Origin of the sequence: Phenylobacterium sp. (assembly GCF_030651755.1) — a bacterium.
Taxonomy (GTDB): Bacteria; Pseudomonadota; Alphaproteobacteria; order Caulobacterales; family Caulobacteraceae; genus Phenylobacterium.
On record NZ_JAUSBZ010000156.1, the window covers coordinates 1 to 15,693 of the forward strand.

15 protein-coding genes are annotated in these 15,693 nt (G+C 67.8%); 4 read left to right on the forward strand and 11 right to left on the reverse strand.

All coding sequences use genetic code 11. The features are described from left to right. The 8 genes from Q7V15_RS16525 to ettA form a co-directional block, all read right to left on the reverse strand. Positions 1 to 67 (reverse strand): hypothetical protein (locus Q7V15_RS16525; protein WP_370689828.1); only part of this gene is annotated, 67 nt, incomplete at its 3' end. A gap of 96 nt (positions 68 to 163) precedes the next feature. Continuing rightward, on the reverse strand, positions 164 to 1,240 hold the full coding sequence (locus tag Q7V15_RS15400; protein ID WP_304756672.1) for a homocysteine S-methyltransferase family protein: 1,077 nt from the start codon (positions 1,238 to 1,240) through the stop codon (positions 164 to 166). Next, the gene (gene metF / locus Q7V15_RS15405) at positions 1,237 to 2,172 is read right to left on the reverse strand and encodes a methylenetetrahydrofolate reductase [NAD(P)H] (protein ID WP_304756673.1); all 936 of its coding nucleotides are present in this window, start codon (positions 2,170 to 2,172) and stop codon (positions 1,237 to 1,239) included. The genes Q7V15_RS15400 and metF overlap by 4 nt, the downstream gene beginning before the upstream one ends. Then, on the reverse strand, positions 2,169 to 3,140 hold the full coding sequence (locus Q7V15_RS15410) for a metalloregulator ArsR/SmtB family transcription factor (protein ID WP_304756686.1): 972 nt from the start codon (positions 3,138 to 3,140) through the stop codon (positions 2,169 to 2,171). The genes metF and Q7V15_RS15410 overlap by 4 nt, the downstream gene beginning before the upstream one ends. Positions 3,141 to 3,191: 51 nt before the next feature. Next, positions 3,192 to 3,470: a hypothetical protein gene (locus Q7V15_RS15415; RefSeq protein ID WP_304756674.1), complete on the reverse strand. Its 279-nt coding sequence runs from the start codon at positions 3,468 to 3,470 to the stop codon at positions 3,192 to 3,194. Positions 3,471 to 3,554: 84 nt separating this feature from the next. Further along, positions 3,555 to 4,490, reverse strand: coding sequence for a 2-hydroxyacid dehydrogenase (locus Q7V15_RS15420; protein ID WP_304756675.1), 936 nt, complete (start codon positions 4,488 to 4,490; stop codon positions 3,555 to 3,557). A 77-nt stretch (positions 4,491 to 4,567) separates the two neighbouring features. After that, positions 4,568 to 5,131, reverse strand: a complete 564-nt coding sequence (locus Q7V15_RS15425) for a type 1 glutamine amidotransferase domain-containing protein (RefSeq protein ID WP_304756676.1) — start codon at positions 5,129 to 5,131, stop codon at positions 4,568 to 4,570. A gap of 88 nt (positions 5,132 to 5,219) precedes the next feature. Then, a complete protein-coding gene (ettA, locus tag Q7V15_RS15430) occupies positions 5,220 to 6,881 on the reverse strand; it encodes an energy-dependent translational throttle protein EttA (RefSeq protein WP_304756677.1) in 1,662 nt (553 codons plus the stop codon). Between the two features lie 178 nt (positions 6,882 to 7,059). Here ettA and Q7V15_RS15435 point away from each other — a divergent pair, with 178 nt between their 5' ends. Then, positions 7,060 to 7,242, forward strand: coding sequence for a CsbD family protein (locus Q7V15_RS15435; RefSeq protein ID WP_304756679.1), 183 nt, complete (start codon positions 7,060 to 7,062; stop codon positions 7,240 to 7,242). A 151-nt stretch (positions 7,243 to 7,393) separates the two neighbouring features. Further along, on the forward strand, positions 7,394 to 8,914 hold the full coding sequence (locus Q7V15_RS15440) for an ABC-F family ATP-binding cassette domain-containing protein (RefSeq protein ID WP_304756680.1): 1,521 nt from the start codon (positions 7,394 to 7,396) through the stop codon (positions 8,912 to 8,914). Here the strand turns inward: Q7V15_RS15440 and Q7V15_RS15445 are convergent. Both Q7V15_RS15445 and Q7V15_RS15450 read right to left on the reverse strand, forming a co-directional pair. After that, entirely contained in the window at positions 8,908 to 10,332 is a 1,425-nt protein-coding gene (locus Q7V15_RS15445) for a hypothetical protein (RefSeq protein ID WP_304756681.1), read from the reverse strand. The two genes, Q7V15_RS15440 and Q7V15_RS15445, sit on opposite strands and share 7 nt — an antisense overlap. A gap of 16 nt (positions 10,333 to 10,348) precedes the next feature. Beyond that, positions 10,349 to 11,746 (reverse strand): tetratricopeptide repeat protein, encoded by a 1,398-nt coding sequence (locus Q7V15_RS15450; protein ID WP_304756682.1) that lies wholly within the window; start codon positions 11,744 to 11,746, stop codon positions 10,349 to 10,351. A 230-nt stretch (positions 11,747 to 11,976) separates the two neighbouring features. Between Q7V15_RS15450 and Q7V15_RS15455 the strand changes: the two genes are divergently transcribed. Together Q7V15_RS15455 and Q7V15_RS15460 are read left to right on the forward strand one after the other, a co-directional pair. Beyond that, positions 11,977 to 13,716, forward strand: a complete 1,740-nt coding sequence (locus Q7V15_RS15455) for a VWA domain-containing protein (RefSeq protein ID WP_304756683.1) — start codon at positions 11,977 to 11,979, stop codon at positions 13,714 to 13,716. Positions 13,717 to 13,791: 75 nt separating this feature from the next. After that, the gene (locus tag Q7V15_RS15460; RefSeq protein WP_304756684.1) at positions 13,792 to 15,003 is read left to right on the forward strand and encodes a glycosyltransferase; all 1,212 of its coding nucleotides are present in this window, start codon (positions 13,792 to 13,794) and stop codon (positions 15,001 to 15,003) included. Positions 15,004 to 15,036: 33 nt separating this feature from the next. Here the strand turns inward: Q7V15_RS15460 and Q7V15_RS15465 are convergent. Further along, the coding region (locus Q7V15_RS15465) for an acyl-CoA dehydrogenase family protein (protein WP_304756685.1) at positions 15,037 to 15,693 on the reverse strand (657 nt) is incomplete at its 5' end.

The window sequence follows — 15,693 nt, forward strand, 5'->3', positions numbered from 1 at the left end:
GCTTCTTGAACTTGGCCGATCCGGTAACATTGGTCCGCTCGCCGATATTGATGAAGGTGGGACGCATGAGGCTCCGATAGACGGTCGCGCCGCAGCCCGGGGGCGCAGCGTCATAGGTTCTTCAACAGCCCTTCTCCCGCATGGCGGGGGGCAAGCCAAGGGGTCAGGCCAGCTCGAACGGCTCCAGGCCAGCCAGACGCAGGGCGGTGGCGCGCTCCGGGGGCTGGCGTGGGGCCATGCCGCGGACCTCGTCGGCCACATGGCGGATATGGTCCGGCGTGGTCCCGCAGCAGCCGCCCAGGATGTTGACCAGGCCGCTCTTGGCCCATTCGTGCAGCTGGTGGCCGGTCTGGTCGGGGCTCTCGTCATACTCGCCCATGGCGTTGGGCAGGCCGGCATTGGGATAGGCCGAGACCAGCGTGTCGGCGATCCGCGCCAGTTCGGCGATGTGCGGCCGCATAAGGTCGGCGCCCAGCGCGCAATTCAGGCCGATGGCGAAGGGCTTGGCGTGACGGACCGAGTTCCAGAAGGCCTCCACCGTCTGGCCCGACAGGGTGCGGCCCGAGCGGTCGGTGATGGTGCCCGAGATCCAGATCGGCAGGGGCTCATAGCCCTCGTCTTCCAGATCGAGGATCGCCTTGATGGCGGCCTTGCAGTTCAGCGTATCGGTGATGGTCTCGATCAGGAACAGGTCCACGCCGCCGTCATGGAGGGCGATCATCTGCTGGCGATAGGCGTCATAGACCTGGTCGAAGGTGACGGTGCGCGCGCCGGGATCGTTCACGTCCGAGGACATGGACAGCATGCGGTTCAGCGGCCCCACAGAGCCCGCGACGAAGCGCGGCTTGTCCGGCTCCTTCGCCGTCCAGCGGTCGGCCACTTCGCGGGCGATCTTCGCGCCTTCGAAGTTGATGTCATAGACCGCCTCGCCCGCCTCGTAGTCGGCCTGGGCGATGGTGGTGGCCGAGAAGGTGTTGGTTTCCGAGATGTCGGCGCCGGCCGCAAAATACTGGTCGTGCAGGTCGGCGATGATGTCGGGCCGGGTCAGGCAGAGAATGTCGTTGTTGCCCTTCATGTCGACGGGGTGGTTCTTGAACCGGTCCCCGCGATAGTCGGCCTCCTCCAGCTTGCGCTTCTGGATCATCACCCCCCAGGCGCCGTCGAGGATCAGGATGCGTTCTTTGGCGGCGGCCCTGAGCGCAGCGATGCGCGTAGCGCGGCCGGGATGGACCTTGGTCATGCGGCCTCCGTAGTGGGTTGAGGACTGGCCTCGCGCACGCCGAGCACCCGGCAGATGGCGTAGACGAGGTCGGCGCGGTTGAGAGTGTAGAAATGGAAGTCGGAGAACCCCTCCTCCGACAGCCTTGCGCACATTTCGGTGGCCACCGAGGCTGCGACCAGCTTGCGGGTCTCCGGGTCCTGATCGAGGCCCTCGAACAGGTTGGACAGCCAGTCGGGAATGGTCACCCCGATCCGCTGGGACATGGTCGACAGGCCTTCGAAGCTGGAGACCGGCATGATGCCGGGCAGGATCGGGATGGTCACGCCGGCCTTGCGGATCTTCTCGATGAACCGCAGATAGCCGTCGATATCGAAGAAAAAGTTGGTGATCGCCCGGGTGGCGCCCGCGTCGATCTTGGCCTTGAGCACGTCGATATCGTGGTCCACCGACGGGCTTTCCGGGTGGATCTGCGGATAGAGGCCGACGCTGACATCGAAGGGCGCGATGGCGCGGATGCCGGCCGTCAGCTCCGTGGCGTTCTGATAGCCGTCCGCGCGCGGCGTATAGGCGCCGCCCAGGGAGCCTGGGGGATCGCCACGAAGGGCGACGATGTGGCGGATGCCAGCCGCCCAATAGTCTCGGATGACCTCATCGACCTCATCGCGGCTGGCCTCGACACAGGTCAGGTGGGCGGCGGGCTTGAGGGTCGTCTCCTGCAGCATCCGCACCACCGTGCGGTGGGTACGGTCGCGGGTGGAGCCGCCCGCGCCATAGGTCACCGAGACAAAGGTGGGGTTCAGAGGCTCCAGGCGACGGATCGCCTCCCAGAGGCTCGCCTCGCTCTTGGGGCCCTTGGGCGGCGAGAACTCGAAGGAGACCGAGGGACGCGGGCCGACGCCGGCGCCGGCTCGGGCGACGGGCCCCAGGGCGTTGGGGGGAATGAAGGTCATGCGGCGGTCCTTTTGCGGAGCGGCGCGCGCTCGGCGCTCCAGATCTTGATGGTCAGGCCGGCGGCCTGGGTCGGCGGCAGGGCGCTGGCCTTCACCTGGCCAAGACCCGCATCCCCCAGCCAGCGCTCCATCTCGGCGTCGGAGAAGCCCAGGCGGCGGTGCTGGTGTTCGTCCCGAAGGTGCTCCAGTCCATGGGGGGCGAAGTCGATGATCAGCAGGCGACCGCCGGGCTCCACGAGCCGCGCGGCCTCGCGCACGGCCGCAGCCGGCTCGCTGAGATAGTGGAGCACCTGATGCACGACCACGAGGTCGGCGTTTTCGTCCGGCAGGCGGGTGCCGAAGATATCTCCGTGGCGCAGCTCGCAATGCTCAAGGCCGGCCTTGCTCACATGGCTGCGGGCGATGTTGAGCATCTGTTGCGACAGATCCAGGCCCAGCGCCTGCTCCGCCTGGGGCCCCAACAGGGTGAGCATGCGGCCGGTGCCCGAGCCCAGATCCACCAGCCGGCGGAAGGGGCCAGGCCCGGCGGCGTCGCGGATCGCCGCCTCGACGGCTTCATCGGCCACATAGAGGGCGCGGATCTCGTCCCAGCGGGCGGCGTTACGGGCGAAATAGGCGCCAGCCTCTGTCTCCCGCTCAGCCTGGACGCTGCGCAGGCGCTCGGCGTCCCGGGCCAGGACGCTGTCATCGGGCTCAACCAGGTCGAGAACCTGATCGACGAGCAGGCGGGCGTCGCCGGCAGTGACCAGACGGTAGAACACCCAGGCGCCGTCGGGAAACCGCTCCACCAGGCCGGCTTCGGCCAGCAGTTTCAGATGGCGCGACACGCGCGGCTGGCTCTGGTCGAGCACGCGGCAGATCTCCAGCACCGCCAGCTCCTCATGAGCCAGCAAGGCGAGAATGCGCAGGCGCGTCGGCTCGCCTGCCGCGCGCAGCACATCAACAACCTGGACCGTGGAGATCGCCATAGACCACATAAAGATATCTTTATGTGGTTATGTCAAGAGAATGGGCGGCGGTTAGGCCGCCTGACGCTGATCCTCATAACCCCATTCGGCCGGCGTCTGTAGAGGCGTGGCGAGGTCCTGCTGCAGGCGCATCCTGACCTCTCGCCAGACCTCGGCCGCGCTGGCCTCTTCCAGGGGCAAATCATACAAGCGCGAGAAGGCCCTCAGGTCGATCCGTGCGGCCTCGGAAAGCACGACCTCCCCTGCCCCCAGCAGCTGGTCATAGACGGCGCAGAGATCGTCGAAGGCTGCGCTGGAGGCGCGGGATACGGGGGACGCGTAAGCTGACATGGACCTGACCTGATGGCGTGCTGGCCCGTCCAAATGCCTGCGGCGGCCGGAGGTTCACGCCCCTGCGCCCGGGTCACAGCAATGTCAGGGGACGGGGCTCAGCAGGGCCTCGCCGGCGAAGTGGCGGCGGAGGTTTTCCTGGGCCTGGCCGATCATCTTGGGGATGGATTCCAGGGTCCCACCGGCTGAGTGGGGCGAGAGCACGATGTTGGGGACCTCGGCCCAGCGGGCGGCCGGGGTCGGCTCCTGCCAGAAGACGTCCAGAGCCGCGCGGCCCAGGCGCTTGTCCTTCAGGGCGGCGATCAGGGCGTCCTCATCGACCACCGAGCCGCGGGCCACATTGACCAGCAGGCCCCGGGGGCCCAGTGCCTCCATGACCTCGGCGGAGATCAGGCTGCGATTGGAAGCGTCGGCCCGACAGGCGACGATCAGGATGTCGCTGGCCTGCGCCAGGGCGATCAGGTTCTCAGCCCGGGGCCAGCGCAGATCAGGTTTAGGATTGGGGCCCCACCAGGCCACCTCCAGACCAAAGGCCTCGACCCGGACGGCGCAGGCCTGGCCGATATGGCCCATGCCGACCACGCCGACCTTGCGACCTTTAAGCGCCGGCCTCGCGCCCAGGCGGTCATCGGGCGCCCAACGTCCCTCGCGGACATGGCGATCGCCCTCGACGATGTTGCGCCAGGACGCGATCAGCAGGCCGACAGCATGGTCGGCCACGTCCTCGGCGTTCAGGCCGTCGGCGTGGGTCACCTCAATGCCCCGCGCACGGCACCAGGGGACGTCCACCCCATCATAGCCGACGCTGATGCAGGCGATGAGGGCGAGCTTCGGCAGGGTGCTGAGAAACTCTGGCTCCAGCACCACCTCGCCGGCGTGGGCGATGGCCGCCACCTCCCCGCGATCAGCGTCCGCCAAGTCCCAGCGACGGACGACGCGGTAGCCCTTGGCCTCAAGGCCAGCCTGCATCGGGGCGAGCATGACATGAGACAGGAGAACGACGGGCGGGGGGGCGGACATGGGGCGATGCTCCAGCTTGTTCCCCCGCCCTATAGCCGGTGCGGCGACCCTGTGGCCAGGGCGGCCGCCGCCATACCCTATGCCGCCGCGGCGTGGCGGCCTTCGGCGATCTCTTCGATCAGCTTCTTGCAGAAGGCCGGGATGTCGTCGGGCTTGCGGGAGGTCACGAGGCCCTGATCCACCACCACCTCCTTATCGACCCACTTGGCGCCGGCGTTCTTCAGGTCGGTCTCCAGGGAGGGCCAGGAGGTCATGGTCTTGCCCTCGACGCCGCCGGCGTCGATCAGGGTCCAGGGGCCGTGGCAGATGGCCCCGATGGGCTTACCGGCCTTCACGAACTCGCCGATGAAGGCGATGGCCTTCTTTTCCAGGCGCAGGGCGTCGGGATTGATCACCCCGCCCGGCAGGACCAGGGCGTCATAGTCACTGGCCTTGGCTTTGGCGAGCTCCAGATCAATGGTGGTGGCGCGCCCCTTGTCGTGGTGCTCCCAGCCCTGGATCTCAGGCCCCTTAGGGGCGATCACATGCACCGTGGCGCCGGCGGCGGTCAGGGCCGCCACGGGCTGTTCCAGTTCGGACTGCTCAAAGCCGTCAGTGGCCAGCACGGCCACCTTGGCGCCTTCGATACGAGGGCTCGCCATGGCGTTCTCCTTTGGGATTGGAATGTCCCGCGGAGAACAGGTGGGCGGGCCGGAGGTTCCGGAAATCGAACCTCCCGCGCTGTGATTTCTAGCGGCTGAACTTCTGGAACTTCAGACGGTGGGGGATGAGGCTGTCGGTGCCGAGGCGACGCTTCTTGTCTTCCTCATAGGCGTCAAAGTTGCCTTCGAACCACTCCACATGGCTGTCGCCCTCGAAGGCGAGAATGTGGGTGCACAGGCGGTCGAGGAACCAGCGGTCGTGGCTGATGACCACGGCGCAGCCGGGGAAGTCCTCCAGCGCGCTTTCCAGGGCCTGCAGGGTCTCCACGTCCAGGTCGTTGGTCGGTTCGTCGAGCAGGATGACATTGCCGCCGGACGCCAGGGTCTTGGCCAGGTGGACGCGGTTGCGTTCACCGCCGGAGAGCAGACCGACCTTCTTCTGCTGGTCGCCGCCCTTGAAGTTGAACGAGCCCACATAGGCGCGGCTGATGATCTCGCGGGTCCCGACCTTCATCACGTCGAGGCCGCCTGAAATCTCTTCCCAGACATTCTTGTTGGGATCCAGCGCGTCGCGGCTCTGGTCCACATAGGAGAGCTGGACGGTCTCGCCCAGGCGGATATCGCCGGCGTCAGGGACTTCCTGCTTGGTGAGGAGCTTGAACAGGGTCGACTTGCCCGCCCCGTTGGGTCCGATCACGCCGACAATACCGCCGGGCGGCAGGCGGAAGGTCAGGTCCTTGAAGAGCAGCTTGTCGCCATAGGCCTTCTCCAGATTGTCGGCCTCGATGACCACCTGACCCAGGCGGGGCCCGGGCGGGATCTGGATCTGGGCGAAGGACTGCTTCTCACGCTCCGAGGCGTTGACCAGTTCGTCGAAGGCCGCCAGGCGGGCCTTGGACTTGGTGCGTCGGGCGCTGGGGGAGGAGCGGACCCATTCCAGCTCGCGCTCCAGGGTGCGCTTGCGGCTCTCGCTCTCGCGGTCCTCGATGGCCGAGCGCTTGGCCTTCTGCTCCAGCCAGGACGAATAGTTGCCCTCGTAGGGCACGCCCTTGCCGCGATCGAGCTCAAGCGTCCACTTGGTCACCTGGTCCAGGAAGTAGCGGTCGTGGGTCACCAGGATGACGCAGCCCGGGAAGGCCTCCAGGTGGTGCTGCAGCCAGGCGACGCTTTCGGCGTCCAGGTGGTTGGTGGGTTCGTCCAGCAGCAGCATGTCGGGCTTGGACAAAAGCAGGCGGGCCAGCGCCACCCGGCGCTTTTCACCCCCCGAAAGCTTGTCCACCGGCCAGTCGTTGGGCGGGCAGCGCAGGGCGTCCATGGCCATTTCGATGCGGGAGTCGATGTCCCACAGGTCGCCGGCGTCCAGCTTCTCCTGGAGGGCGGTCATCTCCTCCATCAGCTCGTCGGAGTATTCCTCGCCCATCTTGGCGGCGACGGCGTTGTAGGCGTCGAAGATTTTCTTCTCTTCGCACCAGGAGATCACATTGCCCCAGACGTCGAGCTTCTCGTCCAGGTGCGGCTCCTGTTCGAGGTAACCCATCTTGACGCCGTCGGCGGCGCGGGCCTCGCCGGTGAACTCCTTATCCTGGCCGGCGATGATCTTCAGCAGGGTGGACTTACCCGAGCCGTTGACCCCCACCACCCCGATCTTGGCGTCGGCGTAGAAGGACAGCCAGATGTTCTCGAACACCTTCTTGCTGCCGGGATAGGCCTTGGTCAGGCCCTGCATCTGAAAGATATGTTGCTGCGCCATGGATGGTGCTGCGCCCGCCTTTGAAACTGCGATTTCGGAATTGGTGCAGGAAATAGACGCCCCCCGCCTGCGGCGCAACCGCAGGCGCACGATCATGCGGAACTCCTGGGCGCCCTTCCGCATTCCTTCTGCAACAGACGAGGCGCCCCCGCACCTCCCGAAACCGAAGGAGTTTCAGATGCATAAGGATCAAGCTGAAGGCGCCGCCAAGGATATGGGCGGCAAGGTGAAGGAAGCGGCCGGCAAGGTGACCGGCAACGAACGTCTGGAAGCCGAAGGCCACATGGACCAGGCCAAGGGCAAGGTTCAGAAGGGCGTGGGCGACCTGAAGGAAGGCGCCCGTGACGCGCTGAAGAAGTAGGGTCTCCAAACCTGCTGAATTCGTGAGACGCCGCCCCTCCCCGGGCGGCGTCTTTCGTTTGCGCCGCGCCTGCAGGCTCCGCTTACCGCTGGGCAGGGCTGGCCGCAAAACGTTAGATGCGCCCGAAACGAAACCAAGCCAGGAGCGCGAAATGGCGGGGGCCGCTGCCGTACTGGGCGTCGAGGAGGCCAGCTTCTACCATGGCGCCACGCGCATCTTCGAAGGCGTCACCTTCGCCCTGGACGGCGCCCGCACGGCCCTGGTGGGCGAGAACGGGGCGGGCAAGTCCACCCTGCTCAAATGCCTGACCGGCGAGCTGGAGCTCAACAGCGGCAAGATCATCCGCTCCCGCGGACTGAAGGTCGGCTATGTGCCGCAGGAGGCGCCCGACCACCTGCTGACCCTCACCGCCCGGGAGGTGCTGGCCACGGCCCTGCCCGAGGACGGGTCGGAGGACTGGCGGATCGACGTCCTCCTGGATGAGTTCCAGATTCCGTCCGATTTGGCGGAGACGGGGTTCTCGGCCCTGAGTGGCGGCTGGCGGCGCCTGTTCCTGATCGCCTCGGCGGTGCGCCTGGCCGAACCCGACCTGCTCATCCTGGATGAGCCGACCAATCATCTGGACCTGTCCAATATCAACCGGCTGGAACGCTGGCTGGCGGCCGAGCGACGCCTGCCCATGCTGATCGTCAGCCACGACCGGGCGTTTCTGGAACGGACCACCAGCCGCACCATCTTTCTGCGTCCCGACGGAGCCCACAGCTTCGCCCTGCCCTTCGTCGCCGCCCGTACCGAGCTGATGGCCCGTGACGCCGCCGAGGCCGCCCGGCGCAAGCTTGAGTCCAAGGAGATCGCCCGCCTAGAGGCCGTCGCCGCCCGCTATCGCCAGTGGGGCGTGCTGAACGACAAGTTTCACAAGCGCGCCAAGGCCACAGAAAAGCGCATCGCCCGGATTGAGGCCGAACGGACTGAATCCTACGCCGGACGCGAGCGGCGGCTGGAGCTGGGAGAGGGCGAGATGGACGCCAAGGTCGCCCTGCGTCTGGAGGGCGTGAGCGTCACGACGCCAGATGGGCGACCGCTGTATCGCATCGACCGCCTGAACGTGGCGGTGGGCGACCGCATTGCGGTCCTGGGGGTCAATGGGGCTGGCAAGTCGATGCTGCTGAACGCCCTGGCTCAGGCCTATGACCCGGCCCAGCCCCACTATGACGGCGCCGCGCCGATCCGGTTCAATCCGGCCATCCGCATGGTTTACTTCGACCAGGCCATGCGCGACCTGCCCCTGAAGACCAGTCTGTTCGACTATGTGGCCGGCGCAGACGCCGCGACAAAGACCGAGACCAACGCCCTGCTGGCCAAGGCGGGCTTCTCGCACGCCCGGGTCAGCGGCCCGATCGGCGACCTCAGCCACGGCGAGCGCGCGCGGCTGATCTTCCTGCGCCTGAAGCTCGCCCGGCCCAATCTTTACCTGCTGGATGAGCCCACCAACCATCTGGACATCGAGGGTCAGGAGGCCCTGGAGAGCCAACTCGAGGAGGCCGAAACCACCTGCCTGTTCGTCTCCCACGACCGGCACTTCACCCGCGCCGCGGCCACCCGCTTCGTCGAGATCCGCAAGGGCCGCCTGGTCGAGGTCGAGGGCCCAGAAGACTTCTTCGAGGCTCAGTAGGCCGGACGTCGGCCCCGGCGGGTGGGCGGTGGCGGGGGCGGCAGGGCGACAGGCGCGCCGTCCAGCTGGTAGCCCCGTTCATAACCATCGTGCGACCAGCCATAGGCGTGCGGCCCATAGGCGGGATAGCCAAAGGCGTCCGGCGCGGCGAAGGCCTGCAACGGTCCGGCGCCCAGGTACTGGCAATAGAGCCCCTGGGGTTGGGCGTAGGGGTCGCACAGGTCCGAAGCGTACAGATAGTTGGGCGCCAGCGCCGGCCGGGTCTGGCTGTCAAACATCAGTCCGCCCCGGGGGCCGCCGAAGCGGTTGTACTCGATGACCGGCGCGCCGCCGGCGAAATAGCCGCCGTACTCGTCGCCCCACACCGCCGATTCCCGGACCACCACCTCGCCCCAGTCGGAGATCACGCCCCGCCTCGCGCGAACCCGGCTGCGGACCAGCTCCAGCTTGGCGCCGCGGTCCACATAGAGGCCGGTGATCCAGCCGCCGATATAGGAGTTGCGCACCACCAGCTTGCCGCCACCGCTGCGCAGGCCCCGGACGGTGACGCCGGTGGAGCCCGGCAAGGTCCCGCCCTCGGAGACCACGCCGACCTGGGTCAGGCGGCTCTCTCCGGCGGCCGGGGTGATGTCCAGGCCGCGGACATCGGCGGCGATGCGCACCTGGCTGAAGTCCAAGCTGGCGGTGTCGACCAGCACCGCGGCGTCATTGGTCCGGGCCTCGATCGTGCTCTGGCGACCGATCAGCCGGCCGCCGGACACGAAGATGGCTGCGGCCTCGCCGGAATAGCGGACGTAGGTGTTCACCAGGGCGACCTCGGCGTCCACCGCCTCGATACACGCCCTGCGTCCCCCCTGGTCGGCCTCGATCACCAGATCACGGATCTCGACTCCGCGGGTTCCAGGGGCGATGCGGATGCAAGGGGCGCCTGCCGGGGCCGACAGTCTGGCCGGCTGCGGCTCTGAGCCCGTGGCGAAGGCCGGCGATCCCTCGCCGATAATGGTGACAGGCCGGTCGATATAGAGGGTTTCCCGGCAGACCCCGCCCCGGGCGCGGATGAAGAGCACGCCGCCGTCGGCCAGGGCCCAGAGGGCGTCGGACACCGGATAGGGTCCCAGATTGGGATCGGCGCAGTCGATGCTGAGGCTGTTCAGATAGCCCCCCTGCAGGGGCGGATAGGGCCGCGCCGGATGCGGATAGGGCTTTTTCGGTTTGTGGTCGGGCTTGCGCCACTGGTTGGGCTGGTAGGGGGTGCGCAGGGGCGGGGTGATCAGTCCGCCGAAGTTGGGCCGGATCTGTGCGTCGACCCGGGCGTCGGGATAGGCCTGGACCGGCGCCGCAAGGGCCAGGCCGAGGGTCGCGCAGACCGCGCCGATCAGGGGGAGAAGGCGGCCGGGCCGCGGGATTTGAGCAGTCACCGTCTTTGCGCCTTTGTCAGGTTCGCGGCGCGCGGGAGACCTGGGCCAGGAGCTCGCGCAGCCTTTGAGCTGAGGGTTTGAAACCAGCCAGCGCTGCGTCGATCTGATAGACCACCGCGCTCGCCTTATCCTGATCGGCCACCCCCTCCATCCCCAGGGAGAAGAAGGTGGACATGGCGTACTTGGCCTCGGCGTTGCCCTGCCGGTCGGCCTGGGAGAACCAGTGGAAGGCCCGGGCGTAGTCCCGCGGGACGCCCACCCCTTCGGCGTACATCACCGCCAGGGTCAGCTGCGAGCGGGCTTGGCCGTTGACCGCGGCGTACTGGATGGCCCGAACCTCCTCCAGACTGGACAGGCGTCCAGTGGTCGGGCGCCCCAGCATGGCCTGGAAGGCCTGGACCTCGGTGGTCGACAGGCTGGCCTTGGTCAGGGCGGGCTTGTCGGTCACCCTAAGGAAGGCCAGGGCGTGACCCACATGGATGAAGGGCAGTTCGTCCACCCGCGCGAGGGCGAGCGCCTCAGCCTCCCCGGCCCGCAGGCTCTCATCGGAAAGCGGCACGCCGGATTCAGGGGCCTGGGGCGGATAGAATTCAAACGGCGGCGTCCACCGTTTGGCCTTGGCCTGGGCGTCGGTTCCGAGCGCCGCCCGCCCCGACGAGGACCGCTCGAAGTCCTTCAGCATGACAAAGCCGGCCACGTCGCCGCTCTGGGCGGCCAGATAGTTGAACAGATAGACGTCCACGTCGTTGCGGGTGAACAGGGTCGCCGAGGCGGGCGGCCGGCGACCCTTCAGGTCGCGGGGATCGATGGGCGAATTGTCCAGGGGATCGCCAAACGGGCCAAACCCCACATCATGCAGTCGGGCCAGGGTCCGGAAGCCAGGCGCGCCCTGGGTGGAGAGCACATAGATGACCCGGTCTCGGACATCCTGGCGCTCTTCCGAACTCATGCGTCCCAGCAGGTGTTCAAGGCCGTTATAGGCGCCAAGACGCTCAGCCTCGCGGCAATCCTGAAGGCGGCCGCCCCGGCGCTGCCCCTGGGCGCCCACCACGACGGGGGCGTAGCCATCCGGGTTCGACAGGGCGATCTGGTACCAGACCGCCGCCTCGACAGGATCGTGGAGCTTGCGCGCCTCGGCGTCGGACCCGCCATAGCGGCGGGCGAGGTCGATCTGGGCGAAGAAATCACCTGCGAAGGCCTGCCGTCGGAGGGCGCGGATTTCCTGTTCCTGGACGTTGAACGCCTGGGTGGTGAGGAAGGTCTGGGGACGAGGGCAGGTCAGGCTCGCGGTGTGACCCCCAGGTCCCTTTGGCCGTGGCTCGCAGCCCAGCAACGGGACCAGGGCAAGCAGCACGGCCAGGGTCATGCCCCGACGCAGGCCTTCGTGCAGCGATAGGTCCGACGTCAGGACCATGGCCCGTGGCTCCCCCGGATTCAGAGCGCGTTAACCATAATTACAACCTGGGCAGTAGCCTTGCGGCGAGGCTGTCTGTCAAGCTTGCCGCCTGGGGCCTGGCGGCAGATTCACACCCACGGCTCATCGGCCTGCCTTTTCCGGATCGCTGAACCTGGTTCGTCCATTTTTCGCCCCACTCGCGGGGGCAAGCTTGGCCGCTCGGACATGTCCAGCATGGGACTTCACGCATGGCGCCGACGGCGATTCGAACGCTCTTCACGGTCGGCCTGGCGGGGCTGATGGCCAGTGCGCCCATGGCCGCCGCCGCGTCTCGGAACGCCGGGGGGCTCCAACTGGATGGCGACCCCACCTCTGAGGTCTGCGCCCGTCTGGGTTTTCGCGCGCCAGATCGCCGTGGTCTGTGGTCGAGCGGCTCACCACCGCCCCCGGGGATGGCCGCGACAATGCCCTCCATGGCCGCACCCCCTGTCATGGCCGCGCCCATGTCCGAGCGATCGGCCAGGACGCCGGCCTGGCCCCGTCCCGTCCCGGGGCCTTCAGACACCGAGCGCTATCCCGAGGCCACCGCCAACCCGATCAAGCGGACGGCGCAGGACCCCGTCTCCACCTTCTCCATCGACGTCGACACCGCCAGCTACGCCAATGTCAGGCGGTTCCTCAACGATGGCGAGCGGCCCCCCACCGACGCGGTCCGGGTCGAGGAGCTGGTCAACTATTTCGACTATGGCTACCAGCGCCCCTCGGTCCGCTACGGCCCGTTCGCCGCCAGCGCCGCCCTGGCGCCGTCACCGTGGTCTGAACACCGGGAAATCCTGCATATCGGCCTGCAGGGCTATGAGCTTCCCGAGCAGGAGAGGCCGCCTCTCAATCTCGTCTTCCTCATCGACACCTCGGGTTCGATGGACAGCCCCGACCGCCTGCCCCTGGCCCGCAAGGCGATGAATGTGCTGATCGACCAGCTGAGACCGCAGGACCGCGTGGCCATGGTGGCCTATGCCGGCTCGGCCGGCGCCGTTCTGCCCCCCACCGAGGGACGACAGAAGCTGATGATGCGCTGCGCCCTCACCGCCCTGTCGGCGGGGGGCTCCACCGCCGGTGGTCAGGGGCTGGCGCTCGCCTATGACCTGGCCCAGCAGAACTTCGACTCCGAGGCGATCAACCGCGTCATCCTACTGACCGACGGCGACTTCAATGTGGGCCTGTCGGACCCGGCGCGGCTCGAGGACTTCGTCGCCGAAAAGCGGAAAAGCGGGGTCTTTCTGTCGGTCTATGGCTTTGGCCGCGGCAATTACAACGACCGGATGATGCAGACCCTGGCCCAGAACGGCAACGGCACGGCGGCCTATATCGACACCCTGGCCGAGGCTCGGCGCCTGTTCCTGCGCGACCTGCCCGCCAGCATGTTCCCCATCGCCCAGGACGTGAAGATCCAGGTGGAGTTCAACCCCGCCCAGGTCAGCGAGTACCGGTTGATCGGCTATGAGACACGGCTGCTGAACCGGGAAGACTTCAACAACGACCAGGTCGATGCCGGCGAAGTCGGCTCCGGCGCCTCGGTGACCGCCCTCTACGAGATCACCCGGGCCAGCGCGCCAGGGTCCAGCGACCCACTTCGCTACCAGTCCGAATTCCAGGCCAGCGGCCACGGGTCGGAGATCGCCTTCGTCAAGGTGCGCTATCAGCCCCCCGGCGGCGGCCCTTCAATCCTGATGACCCGCCCCGTAACGGCCCATGACCGGTCAGCGAGCCTGGCCGCCGCACCGGAGGCCACGCGCTGGGCGATGGCGGTGGCGGCCTTCGGCCAGAAGCTCCGCGGCGATCCCTGGCTCGATCCCGGCTTTGGCTGGGACGAGATTGAGGCCATCGCCCAGGCCGCTCGGGGACGCGATCCCGACGGCGACCGGGCCGAGTTCATCACCCTGGTGCGAAGCGCCTCGGGCGCCCATGTCAGACCCGTGGCGCACTGATCTGGTGGGATCAAAACCCCGCAGGCGCCCGTTGTGCCTCCAGTTGAGACTGGCGTGTCAGGCGAGGGAGCAAGGGTGTTTCAAGATCAGTTGGTGGAGACGATTGGCTCGCAAGGCCAGACGCCGATCAGCGGCGGCATGGCCAAGCCGGCGGGTTTCCGGCTCGTCGATGTGACCATGATGTATGCCCCCCGTTCGGGGGGCGTGAAGCGCTATCTCCTGGCCAAGCGGTCGTGGCTGGCCGCCCATAGGCCCGACATCGACCACACCATCGTCGCCCCAGGCGCCCGCACCCAGCAAGGCCCCGACGGAGAGGTATCCATCGCTGCGGCCCGCCTGCCCTTCGGTGATGGCTACCGGATGCCCGCCAGTCCCGCTCGGTGGGCCGCGGTCATTCGCCAGTTGGCCCCCGACGTCATCGAAGCCGGCGACGTGTTTGTTCCTGGCCTGGCCGCCCTGGACGCGGGCCAGGCCCTGGGCCGCCCGGTGGTGGGCTTCTGCCACACCGACGCTGCGGCCCTGGCGGCCCTCCATCTTGGCGAGTGGGCCAGGGCGCCGGCCCGACGGCAATGGGCCGAGACCTTCGCCCGCTTCGACGCGGTGGTCGCGCCCAGCCAGCATATGGCCAGGCGTCTGGCCGAGGCCGGCGTCGAGGACGTGCTGGTGCAGGGACTGGGGGTCGACATCGACCTCTTCCACCCGCGGCTGGCCGACCGATCCAGACTGCTGAGCAAATTGGGACTGTCGCAAGGCGCGCGACTGCTGGTGTTCGCCGGCCGCGCGGCCCGGGAAAAGAACATCGACTCCATGGTCGAGGCCGTCGAGCGGCTGGGCGATCCCTACCGGCTGCTGCTGGTGGGCGCCGGCCGGGACGTCCGGCCCTCACCGCAGGTCATCGCGCTCGACTATGTCAGCGACCCGGGCGATCTGGCCCGGCTGCTGGCCAGCGCCGACGCCTTTCTGCACGCCAACGAGAATGAGCCCTTTGGTCTGGCCGTGCTTGAGGCCCTGGCCTCCGGCGCTCCCGTCGTCGGCCCCCGTCGCGGCGGGGTCGGCGAACTGATCGATGAGACGGTCGGGCAGAGGGCGCATACGAGCCATTCCCGGCATCTGGCGGAGGCCATCGAGGCCCTCTTCGCCCGGGATCTGGAGGCTGTGTCTCGGGCGGCGCGGCTGCGGGCGGAACAGCGCCACGGCTGGGACGCGACCTTCCGCGGACTCACCGCCCTCTATGAGGACATGGCCGGAACCTTCGTCCCGGCCAATCCCCTGGCTCTGAGCGCCTGAAGCGGGGCCGCGCGGCGGCCCCGCCCGTCTGGCCTATCGCCCGGTGGGCAGGTCCTTGAACGCCACATCCTTGTCCACCCGGATGTCGCCGGGCAGGCCGAGCACGCGCTCGGCGATGATGTTGCGCAGGATCTCGTCGGTGCCGCCGGCGATCCGCATGCCCGGGGCCGACATCAGCGAGGCGTGGAAGGCCCCGCGCAGGGGGGCGAGCGATGGGTCGTTGATGATGCCGTACTGATCCAGCATCTCCACGGCGCTGTGGGCCAGCTCCTGCATCTGCACGGCTGAGATGATCTTGCCGATGGAGCTTTCCGGACCAGGGGTCTCCCCCTTGGAGAGCGCCGTCATGGTGCGGTTGCGAGTATGCTTGAGGCCTTCGGCCTGGACATACCAGTCCGCCAGCTTCTCCCGCAGGGCCTGGTCCTTGATCGCCGCGCCGCCGTCGAGGCCAGGGGTTTCGCGGGCCGCTTCCAGGAAGGCGCTCCAGCCGGCGCCGGACGCCCCGCCCACCGCCAGACGCTCGTTCATCAGGGTGACCAGCGAGACCCGCCAGCCGTCGTCAACCGCCCCAAGCCGCTGGCTGTCCTTGACCCGCAGGTCGGTGAAAAAGACCTCGTTGAAGCCCGAGCCGCCGGACATCTGATGGATCGGGCGAATCTCGACGCCCGGATCCTTCATGTCGATCCAGAA